This window comes from Streptomyces sp. NPDC005805, assembly GCF_040630445.1.
Taxonomy (GTDB): Bacteria; Actinomycetota; Actinomycetes; order Streptomycetales; family Streptomycetaceae; genus Streptomyces.
The window spans coordinates 81,868-100,551 of sequence record NZ_JBEXXN010000009.1 but is presented as its reverse complement, the minus strand read 5'-3'; the positions used below and the strand labels follow the sequence as shown (position 1 = coordinate 100,551).

Sequence of the window (18,684 nt, the reverse complement as noted above, 5' to 3'; positions counted from 1 at the left end):
ACCGGGGGCGCGCACGGTCAGGGACGCGCCGGGGTGAGCGGGGGCAGCGACTCGGCCGCCACCGAGCGGGCCGCCCGTTCCAGCGCGCTGGCCAGCAGCGCCAGGTCGGTCGGGCCGTTGCCCAGTTCGCGCACCGGGCGGCGGGCCGGCGGGTCGCCCATCCGCTCCCACTCCAGCGGGACGACGGTCGGACGCAGGGTCGCCGTCCGGGGGATGCGGCCGGTGACCCGGCCGCCCTGGAACGCGGTCACCCGGCCGTCCGGGTGCCCGAGCCGGCCCCGGCCGGGCGCCGGGTCGTCCGGGCCCGGTGCGACCGGGGCGGCCTGGAGGACCACCCGCAGCCGGGCGCCCTCGGCGAGGTGGGTGTCCGCCGTGCGGTCGGGCCGGGAGGAGGTCGCGACCAGGTGGACGCCGAGCCGTTCGCCGTCCCGGGCGACGGCCTCCAGGGCGCGGACCACGGACCCGGCCGCAGGGCGCCCCGGGCTGCCGAGCGCGGGGGCCACCAGGGCGTCGAAGTCGTCGACCAGGACGACCAGGCGCGGCAGCGGGCCGGGGCCCGGCGGCCGGGTCCGGCCGCCGGGGCGCAGCCGGAGGGTGCGCGAGGGGGGTGCGTGCAACTCGCCGCGTTCGGCGGCACCGTCCGGGGCCGCCGCGGGGCGGGCGGCGGCCTCGGGGGCGGTGCGAGGGGAGACCAGGTGCTCCGCGACCGTGCCGGGCTGCCCGGCGGGGGCGCCCGGGTGCCGGGTGGGCGTGCCGTGGCGCTCGCCCGCCGTGCGGTGGCCTTCGCTCCCCGTGCCGCGGGCGTGCCAGTCGGCGAAGTCGGTGCCCTCCAGCAGTTCGGCGCGGCGCTTCAGTTCGCCGCCCAGCGCCTGGGCGAAGGCGCGCATCCGCACCGGGTCGCTCGCCACCAGGTGCTCGGTGACGTGCGGGAGTTCGGTGCAGGCGGACAGGCCGTCGCCGCGTTCGCCGCCCGCGCCGTCCACCAGCAGCAGGCCCAGCCGGTCCGGCCGGGCGCCCGCGGCGAGGGACGCGGCCACCGACCGCAGCAGCTCGGTGCGCCCGCTGCCGGGCGGCCCCTCGATCAGCAGATGCGGGTCCTCCGCCGTCAGGTCCACGGTCAGCGGGCCGTGCGGGCCCGCGCCCAGCACGACCGTGCCGTCACCGGCCGAGGCCCAGCGCGCCATCAGGGACGCGGGGGTGGCCCGGGCGAGCCCGAGTTCGTCCAGCAGCCGGGCGGTACGCGGCAGGGCGGACGCACGGCCGGGGTGGGCGGCGGCCGGGCCCTCCGTACGCAGCGGGGCGAGCGCGCGTCCGAAGCGCTCCGCCCAGGCGGGGGAGACGGCGTCCACCGCGCCGACGGTGCCGTGCCCGGCGGTGCGCCCGCCCGCGACGCGCAGCACGCGCAGGGCGGTCGCGACGTCACCGCTCAGCAGGGCGACCGCCCCGCACTCGCGGAACGGCAGCGAGACCTGGCAGGCGGACTCGTAGGTCGCGGCGACGGGGGAGAGGGGGGAGGCGGCGGCGGTCTCGGCGAGGCACACCAGATGGACACCGGCGGCCGGGCCGGCCCCGGCGAGCCGGGCGGTCGTCTCGCGCAGGGCGGCGGAGCCGGGGTCGCCGTCCACGACGACGACCGTCCGGGGGCCGGTGTGCCGGGCGGCCGCCTCGGCGACGGCGGCCGGGTCCGCGCTGGGCCAGCCCAGGCCGAGGGGCCCGTCGTCGAGCCGGCGGGTCAGCTCGGCGGTGCGGGCCTCGGCCTGGTCGCGATCGAACGCGAGCAGCAGCCGGCAGTCCTGGCCGTGGGCGGGACGCACCTGCGGCAGCCAGCCGAGCCAGGCCCATTCGGCGCGCCGCTCCTCGGTGGTCCGGGCGCGGTCCGTGCTGATGAGCACGATCTCCAGCTCGGCGGGCGAGTGCAGCGCGGCGAGCTGGGCGACGACGGCCCGCGCGAGCCCGGCCAGCCGGGCCCTCGGCCCGGCGAGCCCCAGCGACCCGGCCTCGCGCAGGGCGACGGTCACGGGCACGGAGGGCAGCTCGGCGCGGTCGGCGGTGCCGAGGCGCAGCACCAGGGACTCGGGGTGGCCCCCGTCCCGCTCCCACAGCCTCGGGCCCGGCCCGAGCGCGGTGAGCAGCACGGCGGCGGGATCGGGCCACCGCTCGACGCCGCCCCCGCCGCCCTCGGCCACGACGGGCGCGGCCACGGCCTCGGCCCCGCCGCGCTCCTCCCGCCCCCCGGCGAGCCGCCGCGCCCACGCGCCTATGCCGCGGCGGCGGCGGGCGGGGGTGCCGTTGCCCCCGCCGGGGGCGGGGTCGTCGGCCGGGTGGTTCACACGGGGTGCGTCGGCTTCAGCGCCGGGGGCGGGATCGCCGGGACCGCGCCGTTGGCCGGGCGCGCCGTTGCCCCGGCCGGGGGCGGGGTGGTTCACATAGGGTGCGTCGGCTTCAGCGCCGGGGGCGCCGCCGCCTGCGGGGCGGGCCACACGGGGTGCGGCCCTCCCGGGAGCGTGCCCCTGGTCGGGCGCGCCTGCTGCGGCGCCGGGCGCATCGCCGTCTGCGGGGCGGGCCCAGTCCGGGGTGCCGTCCGGGTGGGGGCCTGGCTGCCCCGGGTGGTGCGTGGCGTGGGGGTCGCCGCCGGCGCTTCCCGGGCGCGCCCGGCCCGGGGCGCGGCCCGCGTGGCCCTCCGGCGCGCCGGGGGGCGTGAAGCCTTCTTGCGGGGTGGCGCCGGCGCGCCCGCCGCCCTGCTCGGGCGCGCCGCCCGGGTCTGCCGTGCGGGCCCAGCGGGGGAGCTGGGCGGAGGACGCGAAGCCTCCGTGGGCCCCGGCCCCGGGGCCCTGCCCGTGCGCACCGCCGCGCAGGGACGCGCGAGGTTCCGTTCCTGAGCCTCCCGGCCCGGAGAGCCCGTCCGTGCCGTGGGTCCCGGGACCACCGGACCCCTGCCCCGAGGGGCCCGAGCCATGTGATCCACCCGCGCCCGGGGTGCCGTACTGCCCGTGTCCGGGGCGGCCGCCCATGGCCGGGTCCCCGGCCGCCGAGCCCGAGCGGGACGCGCCTCCCGCAGGACCGTCGCCCTGGCCGGGCAGGGGCCCTGCGGAGTCGGCCGACCCGGCCGTGCCGTGCCGACCGGTTCGGCCACCGGCCTCGGCCACCCCGGGCCCGGAGCCCGGATCGGCCTGGCGCGGGGCCGGGAAGCCCGCCCGGGGCGCGGTGCCCGCAGCCCCGCCGCCGGCGTCCTGGCCGGGCCACGCCCCTCCCTCGGCGCGCGGTACCGCCGGGCCGTGCCGACCCGTTCGGTCACCCGGGTCGCCGAGGGGCGGGGGACCCGCAGAGCGCCCGGTCTCGGTCGCGCCGGGCCCGAAGCCCGCCCGGGGCGTGGTGCCCGCAGGGTCCTGGCCGGGCCGGGACCCTCCGGCCGCGCCCGGAACCGCCGTGCCCTGCCCGGCCGGGGTCGGCTGCACGCCCGGCCCCGCCGCCCCCGGTGCGTACTGGGCCGGGACACGGGCCCCGGGTGCGCCCGGGTCCGGTACGGCGGGGGCGCGGAGGACGCGCAGGTGGCCCTCGCCGTCCGCCGCCGTCGGAAGGGGGGTCCCGCGGCCGGAGGCCGTCAGGCGGAGGGTGGACTCGCCGACGCGCAGCAGCGCCCCCGCGCCGAGGCGGACCGGGCGGGTGCCCACCGGGGCGCCGTCCAGGGTCGTGCCGTTGGTGGAGCCGAGGTCCGCGACGGTGACCCGGCCGTCGTCCGTGACGGTCACCTCGCAGTGCAACCGGGAGACGTCCGGGTCGTCCAGCGGCACGTCCGCGTCGGCCGAGCGGCCCACGCTGATCCGGCCGCCGTGCAGCAGATGCACCCCGCCCGCGTCGGGGCCGGCGACGACATGCAGCTCCGCCGGGATCTCCAGGGCGTGCGGCTCGTCCTCGGCCGGCGCGTTCAGGCAGAGGACCGCGCCGTCGAGCAGCGGCGGCTCGCCGAGGGTGCTGCGCTGGAGGTCGAGCCGTTCCCGGCCCGCGTAGAGGACGACGGCGCCCGAGGCGTCCGGGCCGGCGACGGCGGAGGCGAGACCCGAGGCCACCGCCGCCAGCGCGGTACCCGCGGGGGCGGTGACCAGCACGTCGCAGGCCCGCCCCGCCGGGGCGGACTGCCCGCCGCGCGGCGCGAGCACCGTGAGCCGGATCTGCATCGCCGTCAGCAATCCCTTCTGCGCGCGGTGCCCGGCAGAGGGAGCGGCTGCCCCGATCGCCCCCACCCGGCAGGTGTCGCACGAGCCCGCCACCGCCCCGGACCGCCCGCATACGCGTGCACGCCCGGGAGGCACCCCCCGTGCGGCTCTGTGCTGAGGGCATCCTTGCACCTGTCGCCGACAACACGCCCGGCCCCCACCCATAAGTGATCTTGAATGGTCGGCTCTGGGCGCAAAAGTGCCTGCTGGGAAACGAACGGGGGACGAGCCGGACATCGGCACGGCACGGACACGGCCCGCACGTGGCCCGAATCCGGCGCGGACGCGGCCCGCACGTGGCCCGAATCACGAACTTCGTCGCCTTTGGGCGCGGCAACCGTCTGTGCGGCCCTCGCGTCTCCCTTCGAGCAGGGACGACCGGGAAACTGGTCCCGCCGGGGCCGCCGGTGATCCCTTCCCCGGCATTACAGTGGGCCGGACACCGGGCGGCCGTCAGGATCAAAGGATCATCGGCGGGCCCGGTCCAGTGAGATCCATGTGAGACCCCGATCAGCAGGGAGCGCGACGTGCGGCCGGTAGGCAGCAAGTACCTGCTCGAGGAGCCGCTCGGCCGCGGCGCCACGGGCACCGTCTGGCGAGCGCGCCAGCGGGAGACGGCGGGCGCCGAGGCGGCCGTCCCCGGCCAGCCCGGCGAGACCGTCGCGATCAAGGTCCTCAAGGAGGAGCTGGCCAACGACGCGGACGTCGTGATGCGCTTCCTGCGCGAGCGCTCCGTCCTGCTGCGGCTCACCCACGAGAACATCGTCCGGACCCGGGACCTCGTCGTCGAGGGCGATCTGCTCGCCCTCGTGATGGACCTGGTCGACGGCCCCGACCTGCACCACTACCTGCGCGACAACGGCCCGCTCTCCCCGGTCGCCGCCTCCCTGATGACCGCGCAGATCGCCGACGCCCTGGCGGCGAGCCACGCGGACGGCGTCGTGCACCGCGACCTGAAGCCCGCGAACGTCCTGCTCAAGACGGACGCCGAGGGCCGGATGCACCCGATGCTGACCGACTTCGGCATCGCCCGCCTCGCCGACTCCCCGGGCCTGACCCGCACCCACGAGTTCGTCGGCACGCCCGCGTACGTCGCGCCGGAGTCCGCCGAGGGCCGGCCGCAGACCTCCGCGGTCGACATCTACGGCGCGGGCATCCTGCTGTACGAACTGGTCACCGGCCGCCCCCCGTTCTCCGGCGGCAGCGCCCTGGAGGTGCTGCACCGGCACCTCAGCGAGGAGCCCCGGCGGCCCACCACCGTGCCCGAGCCCCTGTGGACCGTCATCGAGCGCTGTCTGCGCAAGGAGCCGGGGGAGCGGCCCAGCGCCGAGAACCTGGCCCGCGGGCTGCGCACGGTGGCCGCCGGCATCGGCGTCCACGCGGGCGCCGCCCAGGTGGACGCGGCGCTCGCCGTCGGCGCCCTGCTCGCGCCCGACCCGGCGCCCGCGCCCGTCCCGGACACCCCCGGCGCGGCCGACCCCACCCAGGTGCTGCCGAACACCGGCGCCGGCCGGGGCCCGGCCGGCGGCCCGCCCGCGTACGACCCCTCCGCGGCGACGAGCGTCATGCCGCAGACCGGCCCGGGCGGCGGCGGTGCCGACCCCACCTCCGTCATGCCGCCGGTCCCGCCCGGTGCCGGGCCCGACGACCCGCACCCGTGGCAGTCCCAGCTCCGCGCCGTCCGGGACCGCAACGAGCAGACGCAGATGCAGTACCTGGACCCGGACCAGGACCCGCTGCGCCGCCGTCCGCAGCGCCGGCCCCAGCAGCAGCCGCAGCAGCCGCCCCAGCGGCAGCAGCAGTACGCGCCGGCTCCCCAGCCCCAGCCGTACCAGCAGCCGCGGCAGCCCCAGCGGCGCCAGCAGCCGCCCCCGCCCCAGCCGCAGCCGTACGCCCCGGCTCCGCAGCCCTACAACCCGCCGCAGCAGCCGCAGCCCCCCGCGCCCCGGCCGCCGCGCGAGCCGCGCCGGCGGAGCGCCAACCCGGTGCGCATCCCGGGCCTGGGCTGCCTCAAGGGCTGCCTGGTCATGATCGTGCTCTTCGTCATCGGCGGCTGGCTCATCTGGGAGCTGACCCCGCTGCAGGGCTGGATCGCGGAGGGCAAGAGCTACTGGGACGCCATCGGTGACGGCATCGGCAAGGTCAGCGACTGGTTCTCGCAGCTCGGCGAGGCCCAGAAGACCGCGGACGAGGTCACCAACCCGCAGTAGGCGGGCCAGGAGGTGTCACGGCCCCCGGCGACCAGTGGTCGCCGGGGGCCGTCCCTGTGCGCGCCCCGTCCCGCCCGGCGCGCGCCTCCGGACGGGCGACTTGGTGGATTTGTCGACTTCTCCGGGCTGATTTATCCCGCAGAAGTGAAGGTCGGCGACATCCGGGGCACACAGCTCCCCGATGCCCGCGTAGGTTGTGGGGTGTTTCTCAGGGCAACGCCCGCCGCTGAGGGAGCAGTCAGGGAGCAGTCTTGGCACGGAATATCGGCAGCCGGTACACGGCCCACCAGATCCTGGGACGGGGAAGCGCCGGCACGGTGTGGCTCGGGGAAGGGCCCGAGGGGCCCGTGGCCGTCAAGCTGCTGCGTGAGGACCTGGCCTGCGACCAGGACCTCGTCGGCCGCTTCGTCCAGGAGCGCACCGCCCTGCTCGGCCTCGACCACCCCCGGGTCGTCGGCGTCCGCGACCTCGTCGTGGACGGGAACGACCTGGCGCTGGTCATGGACCTGGTCCGCGGCACCGATCTGCGCACCCGGCTGGACCGCGAGCGCCGGCTCGCCCCCGAGGCGGCCGTCGCCATCGTCGCCGACGTGGCCGAGGGGCTGGCGGCGGCCCATGCCGCCGGGGTCGTCCACCGCGATGTCAAGCCGGAGAACATCCTGCTCGACATGGAGGGTCCGCTCGGCCCCGGCGGGGCGCACCCCGCCCTGCTGACCGACTTCGGCGTGGCCAAGCTGATCGACACCCCGCGCCGCACCAAGGCCACCCGCTCCGCCGCCGGCGCCCCGAACGCCTCCGGGATCATCGGCACCCCCGACTACATCGCCCCCGAGATCGTCGAGGGCCTGCCGCCGCGCGCCGCCGTGGACATCTACGCGCTGGCGACCGTCCTCTACGAGCTGCTGGCCGGCTTCACGCCCTTCGGCGGCGGCCACCCCGGCGCGGTCCTGCGCCGCCATGTCACCGAGACGGTCGTCCCGCTGCCCGGCATCCCGGAGGAGCTGTGGCAGCTCCTCGTCCAGTGCCTGGCCAAGGCCCCCGCCTCCCGGCTGCGCGCCTCGGAGCTGGCGCACCGCCTGCGGGAGCTCCAACCGCTGCTCAAGGGCATCCCGCCGTTGGACGTCGACGAGCCCGACGCCGAACCGGCCGAGGAGCCGTACGAGGACGCCTCCCCGGACGCCCCCGCCCCGCAGCGCCGCCGGGGCTCGGTCCCCCTGGTGCCCGGCGCCGCGCCCGCGGACGCCAACCGCGACACCCACACCTCGATGCGCGTCCCCGCCCCCGACGAGCTGGCGGGCGGGGCGCACGGCACGGCCCGCGCGCCCCGGACCCCGGGCCAGCGCCGCCCGGGCTCGGCCCGCAACCGCCCGGCGTCCGTGCGCCGGCGCCGGATCACCCTGGGCGTCGCGGCGATCGCCGTGGCGGCTGCGGTCGGTGTCGGCGGCTGGTTCGCGGTGAGCGGCGACGAGGACGGGCCGGCGCCGGAGGACACCCGGCAGTCCGCCCCGGCGGAGCCGTAGGAGGCGTCCGGCGGATCGGGTCCGGACACCTCCCAGGCCCGGGCCGAGCCCCCGCGCGGGGCGGATGCTCCGGGGCCAGCACGGGACACTCCGTGCAGCCGTTACGCTGGACCCGTGGCAGTCGTCGATGTTTCCGAAGAGCTGAAGTCCCTCTCCTCGACCATGGGGTCGATCGAGGCCGTCCTGGACCTCGACAAGCTGAGGGCAGACATCGCCGTGCTCGAGGAGCAGGCGGCGGCACCGTCCCTGTGGGACGACCCCGAGGCGGCGCAGAAGATCACCAGCAGGCTTTCGCACCTGCAGGCCGAGGTGCGCAAGGCCGAGGCCCTGCGCAGCCGGATCGACGACCTCGAAGTCCTCTTCGAGCTCGCCGAGGCCGAGGACGACCCGGACACCCGCGCCGAGGCCGAGACCGAGCTGGAGTCCGTGCGCAAGGCGCTGGACGAGATGGAGGTCCGCACCCTCCTCTCCGGCGAGTACGACGAGCGCGAGGCCCTGGTCAACATCCGCGCCGAGGCCGGCGGCGTCGACGCGGCCGACTTCGCCGAGCAGCTCCAGCGCATGTACCTGCGCTGGGCCGAGCGGCACGGCTACGGCACCGAGGTCTACGAGACCTCGTACGCGGAGGAGGCCGGCATCAAGTCGACCACCTTCGTGGTCAAGGCCGCGTACGCGTACGGCACCCTCTCCGTGGAGCAGGGCACCCACCGCCTGGTGCGCATCTCCCCGTTCGACAACCAGGGCCGCCGCCAGACCTCCTTCGCGGGCGTCGAGGTGCTGCCGGTCGTCGAGCAGTCCGACCACGTCGAGATCGACGAGTCGGAGCTGCGCGTCGACGTGTACCGCGCCTCCGGCCCCGGCGGCCAGGGCGTGAACACCACCGACTCGGCGGTGCGCATCACGCACATCCCGACCGGCATCGTGGTCTCCTGCCAGAACGAGCGCTCCCAGATCCAGAACAAGGCGAGCGCCATGAACGTCCTCCAGGCGAAGCTGCTTGAGCGCCGCCGCCAGGAGGAGCAGGCCAAGATGGACGCCCTCAAGGGCGACGGCGGCAACTCCTGGGGCAACCAGATGCGTTCGTACGTCCTGCACCCGTACCAGATGGTGAAGGACCTCCGCACCGAGTTCGAGGTCGGCAACCCCCAGTCGGTCCTGGACGGCGAGATCGACGGCTTCCTGGAAGCGGGAATTCGCTGGCGCAAGCAGCAGGAGAAGTAGCAACTCGCTTTGTCGACAAGGGAACTGCCGCCCCCGGGGCGGCAGTTCCCTTTTATGTCACAGTTGCATCCGGCAGGTCAGTCAACTGACTTCATATCGGACATCGCGCCTGCTAACGACCTTGACGCCCCTTCGGAAACTGGGAAAGCTGGCGTGCGGCATGCGTGTTCGCGGGGCGCGTGTGAAACGGGGGCGGAGTTGACACCCCTGGGTCTGCTGCCCCGGACGGTGCCCTGATGACGATGAGCTACTGGGGGTAGCAAACACATGACGAAGAAGACGCGGATCCGTGTCGCGCGCATAGCCGCCGGCGCCGTGATCGCCGCGGGTGCGTCGCTGACGGCCGCCGGTGCGGCGCAGGCCTTCGGCCTCAACGCCGAGGCCGAGGTTGCCGGCATCGAGATCGAGGCCGGCCTGGGCGTCAACGACACCGAGGGTCCCGGCGACCCCGGTGACGACTGCGAGATCGACCCCACCCTCTGTGAGCCGGACCCGACCAACGGTGGGGCGAACGGTGACCCGACCAACGGTGGCGCCAATGGTGACCCGACCAACGGTGGGGCGAACGGCGATCCGACCAACGGTGGCGCCAATGGTGACCCGACCAACGGTGGGGCGAACGGTGACCCGACCAACGGTGGCGCCAATGGTGACCCGACCAACGGTGGGGCGAACGGCGACCCGACCAACGGTGGGGCGAACGGCGACCCGACCAACGGTGGTACCTCGGGTGACGCGACCGGCGGTGGCGACAACGGCGGCACCGCCACCGGTGGCGGTGACAACGGCGGCACCAGCACCGGTGGCTCCGGCACCGACCCGAACGGTGGTGTGATCGACGGTGACGCCACCGCCGGTACCGACACCGACAACGCCGGTTCCCAGCCGGTCGAGCAGGGCGAGGCCAAGGAGGAGCTGGCCGAGACCGGCGCCGCCGAGACCACGTTCCTGCTGCTCGGTGCCGCGACGATGATCGCCGGTGGCATCGGCTTCCGGATGCTGCCGCGCCTCGTCGGCGGACGCACCGTCGCCTAAGGGCTACGCGCGGTCACGCGGGTGACAGCGAGGAAGGGCCCGGAGTGCCGAGCACTCCGGGCCCTTCCCGGTGGTTGGAGGGGGCGGTCAGGCGGCCAGCAGGGCCACCGCCGCGACCAGGATCACCAGCAGGGCCAGCAGCGCCACCGGGTTCAGCCCGGCGAAGGGGGCCTCCTGCTGGAGGCGCTCACGGTTGGCGCGGCAGACCGGGCAGCGGCCCTGAGCCACCGGGGCGGCGCAGTTCCCGCACACCAGTCGGTCGTACGTCATGCGCCTTCCTCCTCCCGCGCGCCGGAGCCGCAGGCGCGGACCGTCAGCACATTCCTCTCCCCACAACGTGCGGGGAAACGCGACTGTTCCCCTACCACTGTGCCAGCTCACGCGCTTTTCGGCGCGCCCCGCCCGGTTCGTACCCCTCCCGTGACCGGGTGAGGGGCGACGGGGGCGGGCCCAAGAAGGGATATAACGGTCAAGCCGGGACCGTGACTGCGCGGCCGACGCGGGTTCGCGTATGGTCACGCTCACCTACTCCCGGCGACCCGTGGTGCACCCGTGATCCGATTCGACAACGTCTCGAAGACCTATCCCAAGCAGAACCGACCTGCCCTGCGTGATGTCTCCCTCGAAGTCGAGAAGGGCGAGTTCGTCTTCCTCGTGGGGTCGTCGGGTTCCGGCAAGTCGACCTTCCTGCGGCTGCTGCTCCGCGAGGAGCGCGCCAGCCAGGGCATGGTCCACGTCCTCGGCAAGGACCTCGCGCGGCTCTCCAACTGGAAGGTGCCGCACATGCGCCGCCAGCTGGGCACCGTCTTCCAGGACTTCCGGCTGCTGCCGAACAAGACCGTCGCGGAGAACGTGGCCTTCGCCCAGGAGGTCATCGGCAAGCCGCGCGGTGAGATCCGCAAGGCCGTGCCCCAGGTCCTCGACCTGGTCGGCCTCGGCGGCAAGGAGGACCGGATGCCCGGCGAGCTGTCCGGTGGTGAGCAGCAGCGCGTGGCCATCGCCCGCGCCTTCGTGAACCGCCCGATGCTGCTCATCGCCGACGAGCCCACCGGCAACCTCGACCCGCAGACCTCGGTCGGCATCATGAAGCTGCTCGACCGGATCAACCGCACCGGGACGACGGTCGTGATGGCGACCCACGACCAGAACATCGTCGACCAGATGCGCAAGCGCGTCATCGAGCTGGAGAAGGGCCGACTCGTGCGTGACCAGGCCCGCGGCGTCTACGGCTACCAGCACTGAGCCCGGACAGACTGAAAGGCTGAAAGCACGCCATGCGCGCCCAGTTCGTCATGTCGGAGATCGGTGTCGGTCTCCGTCGCAATCTCACGATGACCTTCGCGGTCGTCATCTCCGTCGCCCTGTCGCTGGCCCTCTTCGGCGGTGCCCTGCTCATGCGTGAGCAGGTCAACACGATGAAGGACTTCTGGTACGACAAGGTCAACGTCTCCATCTTCCTCTGCAACAAGAACGACGCGTCCACCTCGCCCCAGTGCGCCAAGGGTGCCGTCACCGCCGCGCAGAAGAAGCAGATCGAGTCCGATCTGAAGGCCATGAACCTGGTCGAGACCGTCCAGCACGAGTCGGCGGAGCAGGCGTACAAGCACTACAAGGAGCAGTACGGCGACACCCCGATCGCCTCGACGATCACGCCGGACCAGATGCAGGAGTCGTTCCGGGTCAAGCTGAAGGACCCGGAGAAGTACAGCGTGGTCGCCACCGCGTTCGCCGGCCGGGACGGTGTGCACTCGGTCCAGGACCAACGGGACATCCTGCAGAACCTGTTCGGGCTGATGAACGGCATGCGGATCGCCGCCCTGTGCGTGATGGGCCTGATGCTGGTCATCGCGATGATGCTGATCGTCAACACCGTGCGGGTGTCGGCGTTCAGCAGGCGGCGGGAGACCGGGATCATGCGGCTGGTGGGCGCGTCCAGCTTCTACATCCAGACGCCGTTCATCGCGGAGGCCGCCGTCGCGGGCCTGCTGGGCGGCGCGGTCGCCTGTGTGATGCTGCTGGTCGGGCGGTACTTCCTGATCGACAACGGGCTGGCGCTCGCCGACAAGATGCAGCTGGTCGACTTCATCGGCTGGGACGCGGTCCTCACCAAGCTGCCACTGGTCCTCGCGATCGGTCTGCTGATGCCCGCCGTTGCCGCTTTCATCGCATTGCGCAAGTACCTGAAGGTGTGACATGCGCCCCGGGCGCCGTACGGTCAACGTCCGTACGGCGCCCTTCGCTTGTCCTAGACTCGTCGCCATGTCAGGTCCTGATCGTCCCGATCCGTGTCCCCGGCCCCACGGCATCCGCCGCGGGGCGGCCCTGACCCTGGTCTTCGCGACCGTGCTCGCCACCGCGGCGGCCACCGGGGCCCTGCCCCGGGACGAGGCGGAGGACCCCCCGCGCCCGCTGGAGGCGCGCGCCGCGGCGGCCACCGTCGACCGCGAGGACGTGGCCCGGGCCGCGGCCGAGGCGATGGCGGACGGGAAGTCCGGGACCGCCGCCGCCGAGCAGTTCGTCAGCCGCAGCGGCGACCGCTGGGGGGCCGTCTACGACCGCCGGGAGTACGAGGAGTTCGAGAGCGCCCTCGACGGCGAGTACTCCGGTGTCGGCCTGGGCGCCCGCCGCACCGGCGACGGACGCCTTGAGGTCTCCCAGGTGCGGGAGGGCGGCCCCGCCGACCGGGCGGGTGTCCGCGCCGGTGACGGGCTGCGGACCGTCGACGGCGTGGACGTGGCCCGCCGGCCCGTCACCGAGGTCGTGGCCCTGCTGCGCGGCGCCGAGGGCACCGCGGTGGAGCTGGGGCTCCAGCGGGACGGCCGGAAGTGGACCGAGCGGCTCACCCGGACCCTGGTGACCACCGAGTCGGTGCGGGTCCGCCGGCTCGACGGGGACACCGTGCTGATCAAGGTCGAGGCCTTCACCAAGGGCTCCGGCGAGCGGGTCCGCCGGGCCGTGCGCGGGGCCCCGGAGGGCGCGGGCGTCCTCCTCGACCTGCGGGGCAACGCGGGCGGGCTGGTCTCCGAGGCCGTGAGTGCCGCCTCCGCCTTCCTGGACGGCGGCCTGGTCGCCACCTACGACGTCCGGGGCGAGCAGCGGGCGCTGTACGCCCAGCCCGGCGGCGACACCGGCCGGCCCCTGGTCGCCCTGGTCGACGGCGGCACCATGAGCGCGGCCGAGCTGGTCGCGGGCGCCCTGAAGGACCGGGGCCGCGCGGTCACCGTCGGCAGCCGCACCTTCGGCAAGGGCTCGGTCCAGATGCCCAGCGAGCTGCCGGGCGGTTCGGTGGCCGAGCTGACCGTCGGCCACTACCGCACCCCCGCCGGGCACCATGTCGACGGCCGGGGCATCGCACCGGACCTGCCCGCCTCCGAGGGCGCCGAGCGGCGGGCCCGGTCGGTATTGGGTGGCCTCAGGGGTGCCTCCTAGTGCGAAAATGACCGCACTATGGCAAAGGAAAAAGGGCGCAAGCTGATCGCGCAGAACAAGAAGGCGCGGCACGACTACCTCATCATCGACACCTACGAGTGCGGTCTCGTGCTGACCGGCACCGAGGTGAAGTCGCTGCGCCAGGGGCGGGCGTCGCTGGCGGACGGCTTCGTGCAGATCGACGGCGGCGAGGCGTGGCTGCACAATGTGCACGTCCCCGAGTACAGCCAGGGCACCTGGACCAACCACAGCGCGCGGCGCCGGCGGAAGCTGCTGCTGCACCGCGAGGAGATCGACAAGCTGGAGTCCAAGTCCCAGGAGACCGGTCACACGATCGTGCCCCTGGCGCTGTACTTCAAGGACGGCCGGGCCAAGGTCGAGATCGCGCTGGCCAAGGGCAAGAAGGAGTACGACAAGCGGCAGACCCTGCGGGAGAAGCAGGACCGCCGCGAGACGGACCGGGCGATCTCGGCGGCCCGCCGCAAGCAGCGCGCCTGACCGCCCGGGGCCGCGCCCCGGCGGAATACGCTGGCATCGTCGTGCGTTGGTCACGTACGATGGCATCGCTCCTGGCGACAGGGGTTTGTCAACTCAACATGGGGATGATCGGTTTCGACAGCGGCTGTCGAAGCAGGGGAAGCGTGTCGAGGAAGCGGCAATGATCTCGTTAACCATATGTCGCAACCAATAATCGCCAACACCAAGCGCGATAACTCCGAAGCCTTCGCCCTCGCTGCCTGATAAGCAGTAGAGACGAACCTTCACTCATGGAGCGTCAGCCCGGGGGTGTTCCCGACCCGGATCCTGGCGTCAACCAGGGAACTAAACCTCTAGGCCCGGTCACGGGGTCGAGAGGGAAACCAAACAGTGACTGAGCCCGTCGGAGACTTGTCCGCGTGATCTCCGGGGCTGAGAAAATCGCAGCGGACTGCACACGGAGAAGCCCTGTTTCCGCACCGTTGGACGCGGGTTCGATTCCCGCCATCTCCACCGATGGGGTCCGGGGGCGCGAGCGCCCGGCCACCCCGTATCCCATGTGGGCGAAGGCCCGCCGGTTCCGACCGGCGGGCCTTCGTCATGTCCGCCTCCGTCATCTCCGAAGAACCGGAGAACCGGAGAATTCCCGGCTCCGGCACGACGGACGCCGTCGCGGCCTTCTTTGCGGCTCGTTTGTTCTTGTCCCGATATCGGGTGGATAGCATGGAATCTGTCTCGGGGGCCACGATCACCCCAGCCTCATGAGGAGGCGGTTCCTGTGACGGCGACAGCGCACGGCAACCGGTCCGTTGTCGACGAACAGCAGTTGAACGAGCTTCTCGGACAGGCCGTCACCGATATCGGCGCCGCGATGAACGGCGTACTCGTCCAGCTCGGGGCAGACCTCGGGCTGTGGTCCGCTCTCGCCGGCGCGGGCCCGACGACGGCGGACGGCCTCGCGGAGCGCACAGAGCTGCCCGCACCCTGTGTCGGGCAGTGGCTCGCCGCCCAGGCGGCGAGCGGCTATGTCGAGTACGACGCGGCGGACGACACCTTCACGCTCTCGCCCGAGCAGGCGTTCGTCTTCGCGGACGAGAACAGCCCCGCCTACGTGGTCGGCGGCTACCACATCGTGTCGTCGCTCTACCGCGACCGGGAACGGCTCGCCCGGGCCCTGCGGGAAGGGCACGGGTTCGGATGGGACGAGCACGACCCGGAACTCTTCCTCGGTACCGAGCAGTTCTTCCGGCCGGGATACCGGGCGGGCCTCGTCGCCGAGTGGATTCCCGCCCTCGACGGTGTCCAGGAGAAACTGACCGCCGGTGCCACGGCGGCGGACATCGGCTGCGGCCACGGGGTCTCCACCGTCCTGATGGCGGCGGCCTACCCGGCGTCCACCTTCCACGGCTTCGACTACCACCAGGCGTCGGTGGACCGGGCGACCGCGCTCGCGGCCGACGAAGGGGTGGCGGGCAACACCGCCTTCGCCCGGGCGTCGGCGGCGGACTTCCCGGGCCAGGGGTACGACCTCGTCTGCTTCTTCGACTGCCTGCACGACATGGGCGACCCCGTGGGAGCCATGCGGCACACCCGCGAGACGCTCGCCGAGGACGGGACGGTCATGCTGGTGGAGCCGTTCGCCAACGACGCCCTCGCGGACAACCTCAACCCGGTGGGCCGGGTCTACTACGCGGCGTCCACGGTGATCTGCACCCCGTCGTCGATGGCCCAGGACGTGGCCGCCTGCCTCGGCGCCCAGGCCGGGGAGAAGCGGCTGCGCGAGGTTGCCGAGGAGGCGGGATTCAGCCGGTTCCGCCGCGCCATGGAGACACCGTTCAACCTGGTCTTCGAGGCCCGTCCCTGAGCAGCCCGCCTACCGCTCACCCCGCCTACCGCTCACCCCGCCTACCGCTCAGCCCGCCCGCAGCTCGGAGACGGGCTGCGCAGCCCGTGCGCCGCTCACCCCGCCCGCCGGGTCCCGGCCGTGGCCGCCGCCGCCGTCAGGGCCAGGGCCGCCGCCGTGACCGGGACGGTGTAGCCGGTCGCCGCGCCCAGGTGCTCCACCACCCAGCCGCCGGAGGCCGAGCCCGCCGCGATACCGCCGAGCAGGGCGGTCACCGCCAGGGTCATCCCCTCGTTGGCGCGGCCCGCCGGGGTGAGGCGCTGGATCTCCGTCATGCCCGTCACCATCGTCGGGGCCGTCGCCATACCCGCCAGCAGCAGGGCCGGGGCCAGGGCCCACACCGTGCCCGTCCCGGCCGCGGCCAGCAGGGGCAGGGCCATCAGGGCGGTCATCGCGGCGAGGCAGCCGGTCAGCCCGGCGGCGCGCCGCACCCGCCCGTACACCAGCCCCGCCGCGCAGGAGCCGGCCGCCTGGAGGGCGAGCACCGCGCCGCCCGCCGGGCCGTCGACGTACGCGAGGGTGACCACCTCCATCGACCCGAAGACCGCGCCGGTCGCCAGGAACACCACCAGTAGCGGCCGCATCCCCGGTGCCCGCAGTGGCGCGGGGCCGGGTGCGGTGCGCGAGACCGGCGGCTGCGTGGAGCGCTGGGCCGTGAACAGCAGCACGCCCGTCAGCAGCAGCAGGGACGCAGCCAGGGTGCCCGCCTCCGGGAAGAGCGCCGAGCAGAGCAGCGCGGCGAGGACCGGGCCGAGCATGAAGCACAGCTCGTCGACGGCCTGCTCGAAGGCGTTCGCCGTGTGCCGGGCCGCCGGGTCGTCGCGCAGCAGATGCGCCCAGCGGGCCCGGGACATACCGCCGGTGTTGGGGCAGGTCGCGGTCGCGGCGTACGCGGCGAACAGGGTCCAGGCCGGGGCGTCCGCGCGCACGCAGAGCACCAGGGTGAGATGACCGAGGACCGCCAGTACGGTCGCGGGCACGGCGACCCGCGCCTGCCCGTACCGGTCGACCAGCCGGGCCGTCCACGGCGCGACCACCGCGGTGGCCGCGAGACCGGTCGCGGTGACCGCCCCGGCCAGCGCGTACGACCCCCGGGTGCCGGCGATCATCAGGATCGCGCCGACGCCGAACATGCCCATCGGCAGGCGGGCCATCAGGTTCCCCGCGGTGAAGGCGCGGGTCCCGGGGATCGTGAAGAGACGGGCGTACGGGCCGGGAGGCCGGGTGCGGCCGCCACCCCGCCGCGCGAGGAGCCAGGTACGGCGCGGTGGCCGCCGGGGCGGTCTGCGGGGTGGCCGGTGCAGGGGGCCGCGCAGCGTGCCGCCCCGGGACGGCGGGCCGTCGGGGGTGTGGCGGGGGACGAAGGCGGGGTGGCCGGGGGTGATCGCGGGCAGGACGGAGCGGGCCCCTGCGGGCCGGGTGGTCTGCGGCATGCCCCCTACCCTGGCCGCACCCGGCCGGGACGGTCCAACACCTGGTCGGTGGCCATTCACGCACCTGTGTTGTTGAATGCACCGTGCCCCGAGACCTGGACCCCCGGCTGCTGCGCGCCTTCACCGCCGTCGCGGACGAACTCCACTTCACCCGCGCCGCCGCGCGTCTCTTCGTCGCCCAGCAGGCGCTGAGCCGGGACATCCGCAGGCTGGAACGGGAGCTGGGCACGGAACTCTTCGTACGGACCACCCGCCAGGTGACCCTGACCCCGGACGGCGAACGCCTGCTGCCGTACGCGCGGCGGGTGCTGGCCGCCCAGGACGATCTGCTCGCCGCGGCCGACGGGAGCGCCCGGCCCCTGCTCGTCGACCTCAACTCGCCCGGCCTGATCTCCGGCCGGGTCCTGGACCGGGCGCGCGAACTGGCCCCCGACTGCGAGCTGATGGCCCGCTACGAGAGCGGGCTGTCCGGCGCGGCGGCGGAGATCCTCGCCGGGCGGATCGACGTCTCCTTCGGCCGGGTCGCCGGGCTCGCCCCCGAGGTCCGCGCCCTGCTGGGCCATCAGCCCGTCCGGCTGGAGCCGATGGCGGTGCTGCTGCCCGAGGACCATCCCCTCGCCGCGCGGGAGACCGTGCCGCTGGGCGCGCTCGCGGGCGAGCGGGTCTACGCCGGGGCGGGCAATCCGCGCACCCGGGAGTGGACGGAGTACGCGGCGCTGCTCTTCGCGGGCCGCGGTATCGAGCTGTCGCCGCCCTCGCCGATGGCGGTCGGCGCCGAGGAGTTCCGGCGGATCATGGCCCGGAGCCGGCATCCGGTCCTGGCCGTCGTGGACTTCCCGCCGATGCCGGGTGCCGTGCTGCGCCCGCTGAGCGACCCGGTGCCGCTGTCGCCGGTGTCCCTGGTCTGGCGGAAGGGGCTGCGCCACCCGGCACTGGACGCGCTGCGGGCCGCCGCGGGCGAGCTGGCGGCGGCGGAGGGCTGGCTCGCGGAGCCGCCGGGCGCGTGGCTGCCGGACACCGACCGGGCGGTGATGGCGGGCGGGTGACGCGGCGGGGTAGGCTCGGGGGCGCGCGCCTGACCCGGCGCGCGGGAAGGGGCCGGGCCCTCACCGCCGGGCCCCGCCGCCCGTGAGAGCAACGTTCCGCACCGGTCACCTGTGGCCACCGGGGCCGAAACGCGCCGTCCCTAGCGTCCCTCCCACGACCGGACACACGGACACGCAGATGCACAGGTGGAGGCAC

General features: G+C 74.6%; 13 protein-coding genes and 1 other RNA gene. 11 read left to right on the top strand and 3 right to left on the bottom strand.

The features are described 5' to 3' along the window. Positions 1 to 17: 17 nt before the first annotated feature. Positions 18 to 4,175 carry an FHA domain-containing protein gene (locus ABZ457_RS07940; protein WP_359155094.1) on the bottom strand — a complete coding sequence of 1,386 codons (4,158 nt, stop codon included), beginning with the start codon at positions 4,173 to 4,175 and terminating at the stop codon, positions 18 to 20. A 566-nt stretch (positions 4,176 to 4,741) separates the two neighbouring features. Here ABZ457_RS07940 and ABZ457_RS07935 point away from each other — a divergent pair. From ABZ457_RS07935 to ABZ457_RS07920, 4 genes are all read left to right on the top strand, one after another. Continuing rightward, positions 4,742 to 6,424: a serine/threonine-protein kinase gene (locus ABZ457_RS07935; protein ID WP_359155092.1), complete on the top strand. Its 1,683-nt coding sequence runs from the start codon at positions 4,742 to 4,744 to the stop codon at positions 6,422 to 6,424. A 251-nt stretch (positions 6,425 to 6,675) separates the two neighbouring features. Next, on the top strand, positions 6,676 to 7,944 hold the full coding sequence (locus ABZ457_RS07930; RefSeq protein WP_359155090.1) for a serine/threonine-protein kinase: 1,269 nt from the start codon (positions 6,676 to 6,678) through the stop codon (positions 7,942 to 7,944). 114 nt (positions 7,945 to 8,058) lie between these two features. Next, entirely contained in the window at positions 8,059 to 9,165 is a 1,107-nt protein-coding gene (gene prfB / locus ABZ457_RS07925) for a peptide chain release factor 2 (RefSeq protein WP_359155088.1), read from the top strand. Positions 9,166 to 9,432: 267 nt separating this feature from the next. Next, positions 9,433 to 10,200, top strand: a complete 768-nt coding sequence (locus ABZ457_RS07920) for a hypothetical protein (RefSeq protein ID WP_359155086.1) — start codon at positions 9,433 to 9,435, stop codon at positions 10,198 to 10,200. A gap of 87 nt (positions 10,201 to 10,287) precedes the next feature. Here the strand turns inward: ABZ457_RS07920 and ABZ457_RS07915 are convergent, their stop codons facing one another. After that, on the bottom strand, positions 10,288 to 10,470 hold the full coding sequence (locus ABZ457_RS07915) for a hypothetical protein (RefSeq protein ID WP_359155083.1): 183 nt from the start codon (positions 10,468 to 10,470) through the stop codon (positions 10,288 to 10,290). Between the two features lie 282 nt (positions 10,471 to 10,752). On the opposite strand from ABZ457_RS07915, the gene ftsE reads away from it, so the two are divergent. From ftsE to ABZ457_RS07885, 6 genes are all read left to right on the top strand, one after another. Continuing rightward, on the top strand, positions 10,753 to 11,442 hold the full coding sequence (ftsE, locus tag ABZ457_RS07910; RefSeq protein WP_018846309.1) for a cell division ATP-binding protein FtsE: 690 nt from the start codon (positions 10,753 to 10,755) through the stop codon (positions 11,440 to 11,442). Between the two features lie 32 nt (positions 11,443 to 11,474). Beyond that, on the top strand, positions 11,475 to 12,392 hold the full coding sequence (ftsX, locus tag ABZ457_RS07905; RefSeq protein ID WP_359155080.1) for a permease-like cell division protein FtsX: 918 nt from the start codon (positions 11,475 to 11,477) through the stop codon (positions 12,390 to 12,392). Positions 12,393 to 12,459: 67 nt separating this feature from the next. Then, the gene (locus ABZ457_RS07900; protein WP_359155078.1) at positions 12,460 to 13,629 is read left to right on the top strand and encodes a S41 family peptidase; all 1,170 of its coding nucleotides are present in this window, start codon (positions 12,460 to 12,462) and stop codon (positions 13,627 to 13,629) included. Positions 13,630 to 13,647: 18 nt separating this feature from the next. Next, entirely contained in the window at positions 13,648 to 14,127 is a 480-nt protein-coding gene (smpB, locus tag ABZ457_RS07895) for an SsrA-binding protein SmpB (RefSeq protein WP_018846312.1), read from the top strand. 100 nt (positions 14,128 to 14,227) lie between these two features. Next, positions 14,228 to 14,622, top strand: a transfer-messenger RNA (tmRNA) gene (ssrA, locus tag ABZ457_RS07890). A 262-nt stretch (positions 14,623 to 14,884) separates the two neighbouring features. After that, the gene (locus ABZ457_RS07885) at positions 14,885 to 15,970 is read left to right on the top strand and encodes a class I SAM-dependent methyltransferase (protein WP_359155075.1); all 1,086 of its coding nucleotides are present in this window, start codon (positions 14,885 to 14,887) and stop codon (positions 15,968 to 15,970) included. Positions 15,971 to 16,065: 95 nt separating this feature from the next. On the opposite strand, the gene ABZ457_RS07880 is transcribed toward ABZ457_RS07885, so the two are convergent. Continuing rightward, positions 16,066 to 17,442 carry an MFS transporter gene (locus ABZ457_RS07880; RefSeq protein ID WP_359155073.1) on the bottom strand — a complete coding sequence of 459 codons (1,377 nt, stop codon included), beginning with the start codon at positions 17,440 to 17,442 and terminating at the stop codon, positions 16,066 to 16,068. Positions 17,443 to 17,525: 83 nt separating this feature from the next. On the opposite strand from ABZ457_RS07880, the gene ABZ457_RS07875 reads away from it, so the two are divergent. Beyond that, positions 17,526 to 18,488 carry a LysR family transcriptional regulator gene (locus tag ABZ457_RS07875; RefSeq protein ID WP_359155071.1) on the top strand — a complete coding sequence of 321 codons (963 nt, stop codon included), beginning with the start codon at positions 17,526 to 17,528 and terminating at the stop codon, positions 18,486 to 18,488. Positions 18,489 to 18,684: the final 196 nt, after the last annotated feature.